The organism is Blautia sp. MCC270 (assembly GCF_018785605.1).
Lineage (GTDB): Bacteria > Bacillota > Clostridia > Lachnospirales > Lachnospiraceae > Blautia_A > Blautia_A fusiformis.
This window is the reverse complement of record NZ_WQQD01000016.1, coordinates 82,913-99,187: the sequence shown is the minus strand read 5'-3', so window position 1 is coordinate 99,187 and position 16,275 is coordinate 82,913. Positions and strand designations below refer to the sequence as shown.

Below are 16,275 nucleotides of genomic sequence, written 5' to 3'. Positions count from 1 at the left end.
ACTCTCTTAAATATTTAGCGTTTTCCCAGCTGCCAAAATGCAACTGCACTGGCTGCCGCCACATTCAGTGAATCCACACCGTGTGCCATTGGAATACATACTGTATAATCACAATCCGCAATGGTCTCCGAAGCAAGGCCATCCCCCTCTGTTCCAAGAACTACTGCCAGTTTTTCTTCTGCCATCAGATGAGGATCATCAATATCAAAGGAATCCTCCCTAAGAGCCATGGCTGCCGTCTTAAATCCCATCGCTTTCAGAGACCGGATTCCTTCCGTTTTCCACTCTGTTTTTTCATCAAAAAAAGTCCATGGTATCTGAAATACAGTTCCCATGCTGACACGGATCGCACGGCGGTACAATGGATTGCTGCATCCCGGTGTCAGCAGTACCGCATCCATTCCAAGAGCCGCCGCAGAACGAAAGATCGCGCCTATATTAGTAGGATTTACCACATTTTCCAGAACTGCGATCCTGCGGGCATTTTTGCATACATCGACTATATCAGGAAGCGCCGGCCGGCGCATTGCACAGAGCATTCCTCTTGTCAGCTTGAATCCGGTCAGTTGCGTCAACACATCAAATTCTGCCGTATAAACCGGGATGTCTCCACAACGACGGATCAGTTCTTTTGCCTCACCCTCAACATGTTTATGTTCCACCAGAAAAGAAATCGGCTGGCACCCGGAATCTAAAGCTCTCTCAATAACCTTCGGGCTCTCCGCAATAAAGATCCCCTTCTCCGGTTCTGCCCGGTTCAAAAGCTGTATCTCCGAGATCCTGGCATATACATCCAGCTCCGAAGCGTTGAAATCTGTGATTTCTATGATATTTGACATGGTTATTTTTCTCCTGTTCTGTCTTCTTGTTTTCATCCTGCTATTGTAACAGAATCTCTTTGCAAAAGAAAGCCAGGTGCTATATGTTTCCACCTGGCTTTGCTGCTACTTGTAAAACAATTTGTTTATATTCAGATCCTCACTTCCATCCACCGGATCATATCCCCGATCACTTCATCTTTACAATACTCATTCAGGATCTCATGAAAAAGTCCGCCGTAGATCTTCATCTGCTTGTCTTTTGATCCTGCTTCTTTAAAGAAATCATAGGTATCCTGTACACTTACCAGACCGTCTTTCTCGCCGTGTGTCATAAGGACCGGATAATGGAACTCTGCTTTTTTCTCTTTGAACCAGTCAAGTCCGTCGCAGATCGCATAGCATAACCCCGCTGTAAAGGACTGTTTATTGTATGGATCTTTTCCGTACCAGTCTACCACTTCCTGTACAGAGCATACACCTGACCCCAGCTGATTGGCAAGGCGCGTATGTACATCCATTTCTCCCGGCACACCACGTATCAGATTGCCGTTATCTGCGGTCAGCGCACCACTGGTAATGATCCCCCGGAGTTTTTTGTCCGGATATTTGGCTCCGTACAGAGAAACCGTAAATCCGCCCATGCTGTGTCCCAGAAGAAATACCGGAATATCCGGATTTTCCTCAATTGCCATATCCACAACTACGTTGGTGTCGTCCAGAAGCTCATTGAAATCTGAATAAAAAGTCTCTTCACCCTCAGACCGTCCATGTCCTCTGTGATCAAAACGATAGGTTCCTATTCCCGCCTCATGAAGTTTTTCCGCAAAATAATCGTACCTGCCCTGGTGCTCACAGAGTCCGTGGACAATCACGATCACCGCTTTATTGTCTGCTGCCGTTTCTTTTTTCAGATACAGTTTCGTTCCGTCAAACGATGTGATCATACTTTCACCCATAATAAAAACCTCCCTTTTCTTGCTGCGAGATACATATCCCCATTATATGTCTCACGCTATCTGATAGGTTTATCATATCATGAAATCTGTATTTTGATAACCCCTATTACTAATTATCAGCAATTATATGATTTTTACAAAAAGTAATGAAAAATAGAGGAGTGACATATTTTGTTCTCTGAACTATAATCACCTCAGTACAAAGGGGCTGTCGCACTAAAAAATTAGTGCGACAGCCCCTTCTTTTTTCATTGTTAGGGCAAATCCCTAACAAAAACGGCAGCGGAATATCTACATTTCCGCTGCCTGAATTTCTTATTCTACTTCTTCCGGCTCCATGCTGAGCATATGGCCTTCCTGATTTCCAATATCATATTTCTGTCCGTATTCCTTGAAATACTGGTAGTAGTCCGCACTGTTTGTGGGATAGATCTTGGAATCGTGAATATGAAGATCAGATCCTGTCTCTCCGCTCTTCATAAGTGCCACCATAGCACTTGCACAGTGAGTTGCGATACGACAGAAACTGTTGAGGATATCACTAAATACCGTTCCCTCTTCCAGTCCGCATTTGCCCTGGCTCAGTCGCTCTGCATGACGCATCTTCAGTACATCACAAAGTCCTGTGATCACAGCTCCGAGAGGTGCTACTCTCTGTGCCATTTCTTTATCGTCTTTCATGAAAGCATTGCAGGTTATATTGATATCCTCACGAACTGCCTCCATAACAACATTCAGCTCATCCCAGGCTTCCTGTGAAAAATTCGTATGGTTATCATGCATTTCATTGGACATATGAGCAATGTAAGAAGCATGATCACCGATACGCTCAAAGTCATTGATCGTATGCAGATACAGTGAAGTCTGTCTTGTCTGTGCAGAATTCATCTCTCTCTTTGTCAGCTGGATCAGATACTCTCCTAGACGACTTTCATACTTGTCGATCAGATCCTCTTTTCGCTGAACCTTATCATACTTATCCTGCTGATAATCATTCAGAAGATTCATGGCTCTGTTGACATTCTTACGGAGCTTCTTGGACATTCCGTTCATTACACGGTGACACTGTGCGATAGCAAGGGCCGGGTAATTCAGAAGACGCTCTTCCAGAAGATCAAAGTCTGCCTCATCTTCCAGATCTTCTTTGTTATCCTTAACAAGCCAGCATACCAGCTTCTCGATCTTTGAAATAAACGGGAACAGCACGATAACCGTTGCCAGACGGAAAACTGTGTTCAAAAGTGCGATCGCTACCGGTGTCATGGTCATATCCATAAATGTAAAATGTACAAACGCATTCACGGTATAAAAGATCACAGACCAGAGAATCAGACCAAACAAGTCATTGATCAGATATACAAGAGCCGTTCTTTTACCGTTCTTATTTGCTCCGATGGCTGAGATCAGAACTGGACATGCAGCACCAACACCGATACCAAGAACGATCGGAAATGCACTTGCAAATGTCAGGATACCGGTTACGGAAAGAGCCTGGAGCACACCGACTGTTGCAGACGCACTCTGGAGTACCGCAGTAAAAGCGATACCTACGAGAATACCTGCGATCGGATTGGAAAACATAGTCAGCATCTTGATGAACATCGGACTCTCACGCAATGGAGATACCGCACCACTCATCATCTGCATACCTGTCATCAGGATCGCAAAACCAAGCATGATATTTCCCACGTTCTTATGTAAGGTACGCTTACAGAACATACGGAAAATAATACCAACTACAGCCACAACAGCAGAAATAGTTGCTGTGGAAAGAACACTAGCGATTCCATTAGATCCTTCAATATAAGAAAGACATAAGATCCAGCCAGTAATACTGGTTCCGATATTGGCTCCCATGATGATACCGATCGCCTGTTTCAGTTTCATCATACCGGAGTTTACAAAACCGATCACCATAACTGTCGTCGCAGAAGACGACTGGATCACACTGGTAACACCAGTACCAAGTGCGACACCCTTCAGCGGAGTATTGGTCATCTTATAAAGAAATGCTTCCAGCTTATTACCTGCTGCCAGCTTCAGACCATCGCCCATTAGGGACATACCAAACAAAAATAATGATACTCCACACAACAAAGATAAGATCATTGAAAAAATTGCCATAATTTTCTCCTTTGTCATACTCGCTTCCTGTCATAACCTGTCAGGAGCCATGTTATCCTGAAAATGCGACTTTACATTTCCTTAATCTGGATTTTTCTTATTTTTAACATTTTCCCATTTATTATGCCACATCAATTTCCATATTACAACAACAGATTTATTTCGAAAATGAAAAAATTCGAAGGCAGCGGATTATCTTCCAAAACTCTGCCCTCGAAATGGGGATTTTTGAGTGATTTTTCACAAAATTTTCTATTTTTCCAGGCGCATCAGCATATCATCCAAAATATCTTCCAAATACCCTCCCGTTGTTTTTTCCCCTTCTTTTTTTATCTGGAGCATCGCTTTCAAATCTTCATCGGACAGGCAGATGATCAGTTTCCCGCTTTCCCGTAGACTTCCCCGTGCAGCCATTTTCGCATGTTTATCCGCTCCTTTTCTGGAAATAATGATCGCAACTTTACGGAGAGCTTTTTCGTACAGATATTTTTCTGTAGTGTAAATTTCCCTCTGAGTAATAGGCTTTTCATAGTTTTTAAACTCGAACACGATATACTTCGTAGAAAAATACTTACAGATCGTGTCAAAAAAATCCTGTGTCACCCCGTTTTTGATCTTACAGCACATGTCAAAACGATACAGATCTTCCTCTGTTGTCTTCTGCTGCTCCCACAAAGTCAGATATTCTCCAAGGATATATTTCAGAATAGAAACACAAAGTTCCTCATATTTCTTGAAAGCTGCACTACCGGTCTCCAACACTTTTAACTGCGCTATATAGCTGTCAGCAACCGATTCCGGATCCGTATTCTCCATCTGGCTGCTTTCCTCAAAGATAAAAGGCTCCGGTCTCTCCGGTTCTATGTTTTCCACCGAATAATTCAGAATCGAGATCAGTTCGTTCTTCAGTTCCGGATAGTCCTCAAAGAGCCACAGCACATTTCGGATGTCCCAGACATATCCAAGCTTCGCCTCTTCGTACTTTCTCTTAGTCTCATCAGAGACCAGATTCGCCACTACACAGATATTTTGTAATGGCAGATCCTTTTTCTGATCTGACACTGCTTTTCCAACCAGACGGCTATAACTCTGCAACCGTTTAAGTGTAGCGATTTCTTTGGAATCACTGTACATTCTGGTCATAAAGACCCATTCATCGCTTTGGAAAGAAACCCCTTTATATGTAAGGTATTTTTCAAAAAGCTGCTTAAAGCGGGCCATATTTTCCCAGTTTTTCATCTGCACATCACCCTCTGAATTTATATAGGGTTCTACGCAGAGATTGCGAACGACCTGTTCTGTCACTTTTATGTTCGGCGCATATATCAGGCTTCTGTACATCCGGCTTTTGTTTGGCACAGAACGTGGAAAATCTTCCGGAAATCCCTTTAATCTGGCTATTTCTTTGTGTGTGATCTTATGATAGACGCCATGGATACGGATCAGCGGCATTTTTATCAGATTCAGACGAACCTGCCCGGATTCCCGATAACCGCCTTTTTCCCAACACAAAACGCTGTCACCGGCATGCGAAGCATCAATCTTCTCTTTCGCAAAATCAATTCTGTAATACCAGGAATCCTGTGGATTCATTTCCACCCAGCCATCCAACAGGATACTACTCTTATGGACCTGCACCGGCATGATCATATCCGAAGCATTCACTCTTTTTGAAACAATATATGCAAATTCTTCCCGCAGCGGAAATGCAGTAACCTCCGAACTCTGGATATTTTTATGCGTGATATGGTATCCATATTCTTGCAGCTGAAAAATGTGCTCCTTTATGAACCCTTTCCATAATTGCTTTTTCATAACAAAAAGAATGGCCGGCGGTCGTCTTCTTTGCACCAGGGTCAAACTATAAAACACCTCTTCTGCTTTCGACTGCGTCAGATCAAAAGCCCAGACATCACTGTCCGGAACTGTGGCAGGATCTATGGAAGAAAGGCTGCATGCAGTTACATTTTGACTTATATTTTCCTGATAGATCTCTATCACTTTTCTGTCCGGCTCATATGCTTTCAAAATCTCATAACCGGCATTTTGAAAACCAAGAGTCAGCGCACCGATACCGGCATTAAAGATCACCACTGTATTCTTCATATATTTTTTCCTATCTTATTATTTGTACTGTGACAGCAGCTCCAAAAGCTTACCACTGTTGATTGGTTTGTTATAATTGATCCCCACAAGCCAGGATATTCCCTGTACATTTCTGTAAAGACTCCGGATAATTTTTCTCCTTTATCTGCTCTATGGCTGTCCGGGCACTCTGGTTTCAGTTCAATCTCCTCTCTGGCACTACCGGCATAAGCATGTACCCGTCACCCCTTCTTAATATCCCCTGAAAAGCAAAATAATTTCACAGCATCATATGTCTATATGATACCATGAAACTATTTTTGCGTAAAGATTTTATAAAAAAGCCTCAGAGTATTTTCGCATATACATACTCTGAGGCTTTCTCTATAGTCCATATATATTTTTTACTCCACTGTCACGCTCTTCGCCAGATTTCGTGGTTTATCCACATCCAGGCCTTTGGCTACGCTTACGTAGTAGCCCAGAAGCTGAAGCGGGATCACTGCCAGGGATGTTGCAAAGTGCGGGTCTGTTTTCGGGATGTAGACGGTGAAGTCTGCGGTATCCTCGATATTGTAATTGCCAAATGTGGTCAGGCCCATAAGGTAGGCGCCGCGGCTCTTACACTCAACCATGTTGCTGACAGTTTTTTCGTAGAGATCCGGCTGGGTCAGCACACCAATCACAAGAGTCCCGTCTTCGATCAGGGAGATCGTTCCGTGTTTCAGCTCTCCGGCAGCATAGGCTTCAGAATGAATGTAACTGATCTCTTTCATCTTCAGACTGCCCTCCAGGCTGATAGCGTAATCAATTCCTCTTCCTACAAAGAAAGCATCTTTTACATTTGCCTGTTTTGAGGCAAACCACTGGATACGCTCTTTATCTTCCAGGATCTTACAGATCTTATCCGGAAGTGTCTGCAGTTCACTGATATAATTGCTGTAGGCTTCTTCTGTGATCGTTCCTCTTACCATTGCAAACTGGATCGCCAGTGTATAAGCTGCGATCAGCTGTGTGCTGTACGCCTTGGTAGTAGCTACAGAAATCTCCGGTCCGGCCAGAGTATAAAATACATTATCAGCCTCACGTGCAATGGAAGATCCCACTACATTAACGATTCCCAGTGTACGAATACCATTTTCCTTGCATTTACGAAGTGCTGCAAGACTGTCTGCTGTTTCACCGGACTGGCTGATGATCACTGCAAGGCTGTTGGTGTTAAGAGCCATTTTTCGGTAACGGAATTCGGAAGCAAGCTCTACCCTTACCGGGATCTGTGCAAGATCCTCGATCACATACTGTGCTGCCATTCCTACGTGATAAGCGGAGCCGCAGGCTATGATATAGATCTGCTGGATGTTCCGGATGCTTTCTTCTTCCAGGCCAACTTCACTGAGGTCGATCTTTCCATCCTTGAGCACGGAATTCAACGTATCCAGTACTGCCTTTGGCTGTTCATGGATCTCTTTCATCATGAAATGCTCATATCCGGCTTTTTCCGCTGCTTCTGCATCCCATTCAATGGTTTTCAGCTCTTTCTCGATCTCATCTCCATCAAGATTGTAGAAGGTGACTTCGCCTTTTTTCACACGCGCCATCTCCAGATTGCCGATATAATATACATTGCGGGTGTATTTCAGGATCGCCGGTACGTCAGAAGCGATAAAGGATTCATCTTCTGCCACTCCAAGGATCATGGGGCTGTCTTTTCTGGCTACATATATTTCACCCGGATAATCCTTGAACATGATCGCAAGGGCATAGGAACCACGGATACGTACCATGGAATGTGTGATGGCATCCACCGGTGTTCCCTCATATTTCTTGTAATAATAATCGATCAGCTTGACTGCTACCTCAGTATCGGTCTCAGAATAGAAAGTATAGCCTTTACGGGTGAGCTTATTTTTCAGTTCCTGATAGTTCTCAATGATGCCGTTGTGGACTGCTACGATATTACCGTCGTCTGTCATATGCGGATGTGCATTGTTCTCAGAAGGTTCACCATGAGTTGCCCATCTGGTATGACCGATACCACAGGTTCCCGGTACAGTCTCTCCGCCGTTTGTCTTTTCTGACAGAACTTTCAGTCTTCCCTTGGCTTTGATCACTTCCGTCTCGTCCTCGCCGTCACGTACGGCGATTCCAGCGGAATCATATCCTCTGTATTCCAGCTTGGAGAGTCCATCTAAAAGGATCGGAGCTGCCTGGTGTCTACCTGTAAATCCTACAATTCCACACATATTTATCTGTCCTTTCTGTCTATGCAGGTATTTTCGCAAAAGACCGGGCTGTTACATCATATGCAACAGTCCGGTCAGAAGTTTCAGTTATTGCAATATAACACGTCCTACAGTATAGCACGTACCACTCTCGGTTTGCAACCCGCTTTTTCCAGAGCTGCAACGATCTGATTCTTATGATCTGTTCCGAATGCTTCCATAGTGATCCGAAGTTCTACGGCTGCATTTCGGTTGGTACTTACAAACTGGTTATGATCCAGTTTGATAACATTACCCTGATTTTCAGCGATCACACTTGCAACACGTACCAGTTCACCTGGCTTATCCGGAATAAGTACGGATACGGTAAAGATACGGTCACGCTGGATCAGTCCGTGCTGTACAACCGATGACATGGTGATCACATCCATATTTCCACCGCTTAAGATGGAAACGATCTTCTTATTCTTTACATCCAGATGACGGAGAGCTGCTACAGTAAGAAGTCCTGAGTTCTCTACGATCATCTTGTGGTTTTCTACCATATCAAGAAAAGCCACGATCAGCTCATCATCATCGATGGTAATGATATCGTCCAGATTTTCCTGGATATATGGGAAGATATTTTTTCCCGGAGTCTGTACTGCAGTACCATCTGCGATAGTATTTACGTGAGGAAGCGTTACGACCTCCCCTTTCTCCAGGGATGCCTTCATACATGCTGCGCCTGCCGGCTCAACACCGATGACTTTGATGTGTGGATTCAGAAGCTTCGCAAGTGTAGAGACACCTGTAGCAAGTCCGCCCCCTCCGATCGGTACCAGAATGTAATCTACAAGCGGAAGTTCCTGTACGATCTCCATGGCGATAGTTCCCTGACCGGTTGCTACTGCCGGATCGTCAAATGGATGGATAAAGGTATATCCTTTTTCTTCTGCAAGGGCAAGTGCGTGTGCGCAGGCTTCGTCATACACGTCGCCGTGAAGGATAACCTCCGCACCGTAACTCTTGGTGCGCTCTACCTTGATCAGTGGTGTGGTAGTTGGCATGACAATGACTGCTTTTACTCCATATTTATGTGCAGCATAAGCAACACCCTGGGCATGATTTCCTGCAGATGCAGTGATCAGCCCTTTGTTCCTCTCTTCGTCAGAAAGTGTGCTGATCTTGTAATATGCGCCACGCACCTTATATGCACCGGTACGCTGCATATTCTCTGGCTTCAGATAAACCTTATTTCCCGTCATATCTGAGAAATAACTGCTGTATATCAGCTTTGTTTCCTGTGTCACTTCTTTTACTTTTGCTGCCGCTTCCTCAAAGCTCTCTAATGTAAGCATTTGTATTTAGCTCCTTTCTTCTACGTCAAAGAGGGCGTTTACAAATGCGTCTGCATCAAATTTCTGCAGGTCATCGATACTTTCGCCTACTCCGATGTATTTTACTGGTATGTCAAGCTCAGACTGGATCGCTACTGCGATTCCGCCCTTGGCTGTACCATCAAGTTTGGTAAGAATGATTCCGGTAACGTTTGCGACCTCGGCAAACTGTCTTGCCTGGGAAAGCGCATTCTGGCCCGTGGTTCCGTCAAGAACTACCAGCGTTTCCAAATATGCTTCCGGATACTCACGTTCCAGAATACGGTAAATCTTGCGAAGCTCTTCCATAAGGTTTTTCTTATTATGAAGTCTTCCTGCGGTATCGCAGATCAGAATATCTGCATTTCTGGCTTTGGCTGCTGCCACGGCATCATAGACAACAGATGCCGGATCTGCTCCGTCCTGGCCGCCAATGATCTCAACGCCTGCACGGTTAGCCCACTGTGTCAGCTGCTCTCCGGCTGCCGCACGGAAGGTATCTGCTGCTCCGAGGATGACCTTTTTTCCCTGATCCTTTAATTTACCGGCCAGTTTGCCTACAGAGGTAGTCTTACCTACTCCGTTGACACCGATCACAAGGATCACGGATTTCCGGTTCTCAAACTCATATTCTGTGCTTTCTACCTGCATCTGTTTTTTGATGCTGTCGATCAGAAGCTGTTTGCACTGGGACGGCTCCTTGATATGCTGCTCAGCAACCTGCTCCTTTAAATGCTCCAGAATGGAGGTGGTTGCGTTAATGCCGATATCTCCCATGATCAGGATCTCTTCCAGTTCTTCATAAAAATCATCATCAATACTGGAAAAACCGCTGAAAATGGAATCAAAGCCGGCAACGATATTGTCTCGCGTTTTGGTAAGTCCGCTTACCAGACGTTTAAAAAATCCTTTTTTTTCTTCTGCCATACTGATTCATCCCCTCTGCTACTGGGTAAGCTGGTTCTCTACTAAATCTACGGATACCAGCGTGGATACCCCTTTTTCCTGCATGGTAATTCCATAAAGCCTGTCTGCTGCATTCATGGTACCACGTCTATGTGTTATTATAATAAATTGTGTGTTCTTCGTCAACTTCTGAAGATATCCCGCAAAACGTCCTACATTGGAATCATCCAGTGCAGCCTCGATCTCATCCAGAAGACAGAATGGTGAAGGCTTCAGATTCTGGATAGCAAAAAGAAGTGCAATGGCTGTCAGTGCTTTTTCTCCACCGGAAAGCTGCATCATGTTCTGAAGTTTTTTTCCGGGCGGCTGGGAAATGATCCGGATCCCTGCCTCAAGGATATCCTCGTCTTCCGCAAGTTCCAGAGTTCCCCGGCCTCCGCCGAACAGTTCTTTGAAGGCTTTATCAAATTCTTTCTGGATCTCTCCGAATTTTTCGCTAAACTGCTTCCGCATGCCCTCATCCAACTCCTGGATGATCTGTTCCAGCGTTTTTTCCGCTTCCAAAAGATCGTTGTACTGACCGCTTAAGAACGTATGCCGTTCCAGAAGTTCTTTGTAATCCTCAATGGCATTGACGTTGACAGAGCCAAGAGCTCGGATCTCGTCCTTTAATTTATGGATCTGCTGCTTCATCACATGCCTGTCATTCATTTCTTCTTTCCTGTACTGCAAGGCATTATTCGGAGTGATCTCGTATTCTTCCCACATATAGGAAATCCTTGCTTCCCGGTTCTCTTCGATCTTTTCTGCCTGAGTCTTCAGTCGGAAGCATTCTTTGTCCAGAAGACTGATCTGGCCAGACAGCTCATCACGCTTTTCAAAAAACTCCTTATGGCTTTTTGTGCGTTCTTCCTTTTCCTGCTGCCATTTTTCCAGCTGTTTTGCAGCCGCCTCTTCTTTTGCGGCAAAGCCTTCGATCTCCTTACGGACCTTGTCGATCGTCTTTCTCTTTTCTGCAGTTTCCTGGCTGCCCTTTTCCAGAGAATCCAGAATTTCTTCCCTCTCTTTCGAAAGAACTTCGATCTCCTCTTTCAGACGCCGCAGATTTTCCTTTATGAAGTTTTCCTTCTGCTGGGATGCAGATGCGTCAAGACGGATCCTTTCCAGCTTCTCTGAAGTCTCCGCTTCGTCCTTTTTCCAGTCCTCCAGCTCCTTCTGCCGGGTCTCGATAAACGTTTCCAGCTCTTCCTCATCCCTTTTGGATGCTTCAAGTTCCTGCGTGATCTTTATGTTATCTGCCTGCATGTCTCTTGCCTGAAGACGGATCTCCTCCTGCTCCCTCTCGATCCTGGTATAACCGCCGCGGATCTCCTCCGCTTTTTTCTCCAGCTGTTCAATGTTCAACCTGGCTGTATTCTGCTGAATGGATTGTTCCTGAAATTTCTGCTGCAGCGCCGCCACAGTATCACGCATCTCATTTCTTCTGCTGCGGTTATCTTCCATGGACTGTCGGATCTCATGATACCCGGCTGCCAGCTCTTTTACCTTCTTTTCCAGTTCCTCGATCTCACGACGACGCCCAAGAAGATTGCTGTTGTTCTTAAAAGCTCCACCGGTCATGGAACCGCCTGGACTTAAGGATTCTCCCTCCAACGTTACCATACGGATACTGTGTCGGTATTTTCTGGCAATGGCAATAGCATGATCGATATGATCCACCACCAGCACTCTGCCAAGAAGATACCCGATCAGACCGTCATATTCCTTCTCTGCAGTTACCAGACCACTGGCAAGACCAATAGCTCCCGGTTCGTTCAAAGCACCTCTCTGATTAAACTCGCCTCTTGAAGAAATGCTGTTTAACGGGAGAAAAGTCGCACGACCATACCGGTTTTTCTTCAGGAATTCGATCATCTGCTTAGCAGTCTGCTCGTTATCCGTAACGATATTCTGAATACTTCCTCCAAGAGCTGTCTCAATAGCGATCTCATAATTTTTTTCAACGTGAATGATATCCGCCACTACGCCACGGATCCCAGGAACATGATTCTTCTGTTCCATGACACGGCGGATACTGTTTCCATATCCATCATAACGTTCTGTGATATTGCGGAGGGATTCCAGTCTGGATGCCTCTCTATGATAGGACGTCTGTTCCTTTTCCAGCTGTGTATTCTGCTGTTTAAGGGTTTCCTGGATGGCATGTATCTCTTTTGTAAGACGGCTGCCTTCTTCTCTGGTTTCCTGAATGGCCTTCGTGATAGTGTCGTATTCCTTCTGTGCCTGATCGATCGCTGACTGCTGCTCCTCTTCCTGGGTTTTCAGGGAAAGGATCCTCTGACTGATCCCGGCTTTCCGGATATCCAGCTGCTCCTTCATGGCATCAAAACGCTGTGCCTTACCTTTGGTGTTTGCACGGGAATTAAGGATCTCAATGATCTCATTCTTACCATCTTCCACTGCCTGGGTGCATTCTTCGATACTGCTCTGGATATTGTCCATTTTTTTCTGCTCGTCAGCAAGTTTTCTGTCGATCTCCCGTAAATTTGCCTGAAGATCTGCTTTTTGCTCTTCCAGAGCTTCCTGGTCTGCAGATTTTTTCTCCGTATCTTCCTGAACTGCTAAAAGACGGCTGCGATAATGACTGTCATTCTGCTCTCCTGCCAGGATCTGTTCATGAAGAACATTGATCTCACCGGACAGCTGTTGTTTACGGATAGCACGATCCCGGCTTTCTTCCCGCAACGCCTCCATCCGCTCATTCAGCTCTTCCAGTATTTTTTCCAGACGTTCATATTCATCCTTGGTACGACTATGAGCATTCTGGGCTTCTTTTAACTGATTTTCTGCGATCCTGGTTTTTTCTTCCAGCTCGCGGATCAGATTTCCGGTGTGTTCATATTCCAGGAGGAACATATTTATATCCAGCTCTTTCAGATTTTCTCTTTTTGCCAGATATATTTTTGCAGTCTCAGACTGACGTTCCAGCGGTTCCAGCTGCTTGGTCAGCTCACTTAAGATGTCCGTGACACGGACCAGATTCTGTTGTTCTTCCTCAAGCTTCTTCAGTGTGGTATTTTTTCGTCTTTTAAATTTGACGATCCCGGCTGCCTCGTCAAAAAGCTCTCGGCGTTCTTCGGGTTTTCCACTTAAGATCTTATCGATCTGACCCTGTCCGATGATGGAATATCCTTCTTTTCCGATACCGGTATCATAGAACATCTCATTGATGTCCTTTAAACGACAGGAGCTGCCGTTGATGCGGTATTCGCTCTCACCGGAACGATACAGTCTTCTGGTAACGGTTACTTCTTCAAAATCCACCGGGAGCTTGTGATCACTGTTATCAAGTGTAATAGCCACGGACGCAAAGCTCAGAGGCTTGCGAAGCTCCGTTCCTGAAAAGATAACATCCTGCATATTCCCGCCTCGAAGCTGCTTGGCGCTCTGTTCTCCCAGAACCCAGCGGACTGCATCGCCAACATTACTTTTTCCGCTGCCGTTAGGTCCTACGATGCCGGTGATCCCGTTATGAAATTCAAAATTTATTTTCTGTGCAAAGGATTTAAATCCCTGCACCTCTATATTTTTCAGATACATTGGCCACCTGCTGTTATTTTATACTGCGTATTACCTCTAGGGCTGCAGCCTGTTCTGCTGCCTTTTTTGTATGGCCGGTTCCGGTTCCCATACTTTTTCCATTGATCAGTGCCTCCACAGTAAAGCTCTTGCTGTGGTCCGGTCCCTCTTCTTTCAGAAGACGATATTCCACCGGATGATTTCCGCCTTCCTGTACCATTTCCTGAAGCACTGTCTTGCTGTCATAAAAAATCCTCTTATCCTCCAGATCGTTCAGGATAAATTTCATAACAAAAGCCTGTGCCGGTTCAAATCCACCGTCCAGATACATAGCCCCAATCAGAGATTCCAGGGCATCAGAAACGATGGAATCTCTTTTACGACCGCCCATCATTTCCTCACCTCTTCCAAGGAGGATAAACTCCGGAAGCCCGAATTCTCTTGCACAGTAGGCAAGACTCTTTTCACATACCATGCTGGCACGTTTCTTGGTCAACTCACCTTCCTGATTATTCCGGAATTTTTTGTACAGGAAATCACTGCTGATCAGCTCCAGCACCGCATCTCCAAGAAACTCCAGACGCTCATTGCATCCAAGCTTTCCAAGGTGTTTTTCGTTGGCATAGGAGCTGTGTGTCATTGCCTGCTCCAGTAAAGATTTTGCGGTAAACTGGTATCCGATAGTCTGCTCCAGCTTTTTTAAATTATTTTCCATTTCTTCTTCCCTTCGTTACCCGGCGAAGAGTCTCCACTGCATCGCCGACAGTAACGATCTCCTCGGCTTCCTCCGGGGCGATACGAACATCAAAAGTTTCCTCCAGATCAATAAGAATCTGAAAAAAATCCAGAGAATCCACTCCCAGATCATCCACAAAGGTAGTTTTTTCTGTAATGGCATCCATATTTCTTCCCAGAGTTTTTTCGATGATGGTCTTCAGCATTTCCAGTTCCACGACTGTTCGCCTCCTGTTCTGTCTGTAATATTTCCGGCAATCCCGGTTTTATTTTTTTTCGCTTTTTTCTTCCGCCTGTGCTTTCTGCTCAGCTGCTATAAACTCCTCGATCTTTTCATTGATCTTCTCTTCCTTAAACTGCTCGCACTGAAAGATCGCATGACGGATTTCTACGCTTCTGGCACTTCCGTGGCTTTTGACCACAAGACCTTTCAGACCAAGAAGCGGTGCTCCGCCATATTCACTGGCATCAAATGATTTTAAGGTTTCCTTAAGAGCAGGTTTTACCATCAGAGCTCCCATTTTACTGCGAATGTTTGTCATCATACCTTTTTTGATCATAGATATCAAAGTAGCTCCAACACCTTCATAAAGCTTGAGGATCACATTTCCTACAAAAGCTTCACACACTACTACATCTGCATAACCTGACGGGATATCTCTCGCCTCAATACTTCCGATGAAATTAATATCCTTACATGCTTTTAACAGAGGGAAGGTAGCCTTTACCAGCGCATTGCCCTTTTCTTCCTCAGCACCGTTATTAACAATAGCAACTCTCGGTTTCTTAATACCCACTACATTTTCCATATAGATGGAACCCATCTGCGCAAACTGTACCAGATGATCTGGTCTCGCATCTACATTGGCACCACAGTCGATCAGAAGGGAAACGCCCTTTGCCGTAGGGATCAGCGGAGCAAGAGGTGGTCTCCGGATCCCTTTGATCCTGCCTACGATCACCTGGCCTCCTACCAGTACCGCACCGGTGCTTCCGGAGGAAACAAAGGCATCGGCCTCCTGTTTTTTTACAAGATTTAATCCCACTACAATAGAGGAATCTTTCTTTTTCTGGATAGCCATGACCGGAGGTTCCGCAGTCTCGATCACCTGAGACGCATGCACCACACGAATCCTGTCCTTAGGATAATCCGGGTATTTCCGAAGCTCTGCTTCGATCACATCCTGTACTCCTGTAAGGATAACCTGGATGTTCTCTTTTTCTTTCACAGCTTCCACTGCGGCTTTTACCGGTTCCTCGGGAGCATTGTCACCACCCATTGCATCTACAACGACTTTTACCATTTCTGACATATGTTGTCCTTTCTCTGTCCGAAATCTTTTCGGAATGCATATGGTACACTGTAGTGAAAATCCTCATACACATCCGTATAAGGATTTTCATTGCAGAGTACCAAAAGTTAAGCGGATATTCGAAATCCGCATTCGCTACCTACTCATAACCGAATAACTGCTTCGCAGTTTATCCG

The 16,275-nt window shown here is 45.1% G+C and carries 11 protein-coding genes; all 11 read right to left on the bottom strand.

The window, feature by feature from the left end:
* Positions 1-14 precede the first annotated feature (14 nt).
* The 11 genes from GPK58_RS05840 to plsX all read right to left on the bottom strand — a co-directional run bounded on the left by GPK58_RS05840 (position 15) and on the right by plsX (position 16,099).
* A complete protein-coding gene (locus GPK58_RS05840; protein WP_114002543.1) occupies positions 15-839 on the bottom strand; it encodes a TrmH family RNA methyltransferase in 825 nt (274 codons plus the stop codon).
* 131 nt (positions 840-970) lie between these two features.
* Positions 971-1,777: an alpha/beta hydrolase gene (locus GPK58_RS05835; protein ID WP_015525224.1), complete on the bottom strand. Its 807-nt coding sequence runs from the start codon at positions 1,775-1,777 to the stop codon at positions 971-973.
* Between the two features lie 315 nt (positions 1,778-2,092).
* Positions 2,093-3,901, bottom strand: a complete 1,809-nt coding sequence (locus GPK58_RS05830; RefSeq protein ID WP_044962146.1) for a Na/Pi cotransporter family protein — start codon at positions 3,899-3,901, stop codon at positions 2,093-2,095.
* 252 nt (positions 3,902-4,153) lie between these two features.
* Positions 4,154-6,007, bottom strand: coding sequence for a DNA cytosine methyltransferase (locus GPK58_RS05825; RefSeq protein ID WP_110103255.1), 1,854 nt, complete (start codon positions 6,005-6,007; stop codon positions 4,154-4,156).
* A 383-nt stretch (positions 6,008-6,390) separates the two neighbouring features.
* Entirely contained in the window at positions 6,391-8,229 is a 1,839-nt protein-coding gene (gene glmS / locus GPK58_RS05820) for a glutamine--fructose-6-phosphate transaminase (isomerizing) (protein WP_022427034.1), read from the bottom strand.
* A 107-nt stretch (positions 8,230-8,336) separates the two neighbouring features.
* Positions 8,337-9,548 carry a threonine ammonia-lyase gene (gene ilvA, locus GPK58_RS05815; protein ID WP_015525229.1) on the bottom strand — a complete coding sequence of 404 codons (1,212 nt, stop codon included), beginning with the start codon at positions 9,546-9,548 and terminating at the stop codon, positions 8,337-8,339.
* A 6-nt stretch (positions 9,549-9,554) separates the two neighbouring features.
* Positions 9,555-10,493 (bottom strand): signal recognition particle-docking protein FtsY, encoded by a 939-nt coding sequence (gene ftsY / locus GPK58_RS05810; protein ID WP_015525230.1) that lies wholly within the window; start codon positions 10,491-10,493, stop codon positions 9,555-9,557.
* A gap of 18 nt (positions 10,494-10,511) precedes the next feature.
* Positions 10,512-14,072 (bottom strand): chromosome segregation protein SMC, encoded by a 3,561-nt coding sequence (gene smc, locus GPK58_RS05805; RefSeq protein WP_173760451.1) that lies wholly within the window; start codon positions 14,070-14,072, stop codon positions 10,512-10,514.
* 13 nt (positions 14,073-14,085) lie between these two features.
* Positions 14,086-14,766 carry a ribonuclease III gene (rnc, locus tag GPK58_RS05800; protein WP_114002548.1) on the bottom strand — a complete coding sequence of 227 codons (681 nt, stop codon included), beginning with the start codon at positions 14,764-14,766 and terminating at the stop codon, positions 14,086-14,088.
* Complete coding sequence (locus tag GPK58_RS05795) at positions 14,756-15,004, bottom strand: acyl carrier protein (RefSeq protein WP_021652554.1); 249 nt, start codon at positions 15,002-15,004, stop codon at positions 14,756-14,758. Before GPK58_RS05795 ends, rnc begins: the two co-directional genes overlap by 11 nt.
* 48 nt (positions 15,005-15,052) lie before the next feature.
* Positions 15,053-16,099 carry a phosphate acyltransferase PlsX gene (gene plsX / locus GPK58_RS05790; RefSeq protein ID WP_173739437.1) on the bottom strand — a complete coding sequence of 349 codons (1,047 nt, stop codon included), beginning with the start codon at positions 16,097-16,099 and terminating at the stop codon, positions 15,053-15,055.
* Between the last annotated feature and the right edge of the window lie 176 nt (positions 16,100-16,275).

What these genes read in the sequence shown, in the direction of transcription:
- GPK58_RS05840 (WP_114002543.1), bottom strand. Translation starts at nt 839, where the DNA reads ATGTCAAATATCATAGAAATCACAGATTTCAACGCTTCGGAGCTGGAT.
- GPK58_RS05835 (WP_015525224.1), bottom strand. Translation starts at nt 1,777, where the DNA reads ATGGGTGAAAGTATGATCACATCGTTTGACGGAACGAAACTGTATCTG.
- GPK58_RS05830 (WP_044962146.1), bottom strand. Translation starts at nt 3,901, where the DNA reads ATGGCAATTTTTTCAATGATCTTATCTTTGTTGTGTGGAGTATCATTA.
- GPK58_RS05825 (WP_110103255.1), bottom strand. Translation starts at nt 6,007, where the DNA reads ATGAAGAATACAGTGGTGATCTTTAATGCCGGTATCGGTGCGCTGACT.
- glmS (WP_022427034.1), bottom strand. Translation starts at nt 8,229, where the DNA reads ATGTGTGGAATTGTAGGATTTACAGGTAGACACCAGGCAGCTCCGATC.
- ilvA (WP_015525229.1), bottom strand. Translation starts at nt 9,548, where the DNA reads ATGCTTACATTAGAGAGCTTTGAGGAAGCGGCAGCAAAAGTAAAAGAA.
- ftsY (WP_015525230.1), bottom strand. Translation starts at nt 10,493, where the DNA reads ATGGCAGAAGAAAAAAAAGGATTTTTTAAACGTCTGGTAAGCGGACTT.
- smc (WP_173760451.1), bottom strand. Translation starts at nt 14,072, where the DNA reads ATGTATCTGAAAAATATAGAGGTGCAGGGATTTAAATCCTTTGCACAG.
- rnc (WP_114002548.1), bottom strand. Translation starts at nt 14,766, where the DNA reads ATGGAAAATAATTTAAAAAAGCTGGAGCAGACTATCGGATACCAGTTT.
- plsX (WP_173739437.1), bottom strand. Translation starts at nt 16,099, where the DNA reads ATGTCAGAAATGGTAAAAGTCGTTGTAGATGCAATGGGTGGTGACAAT.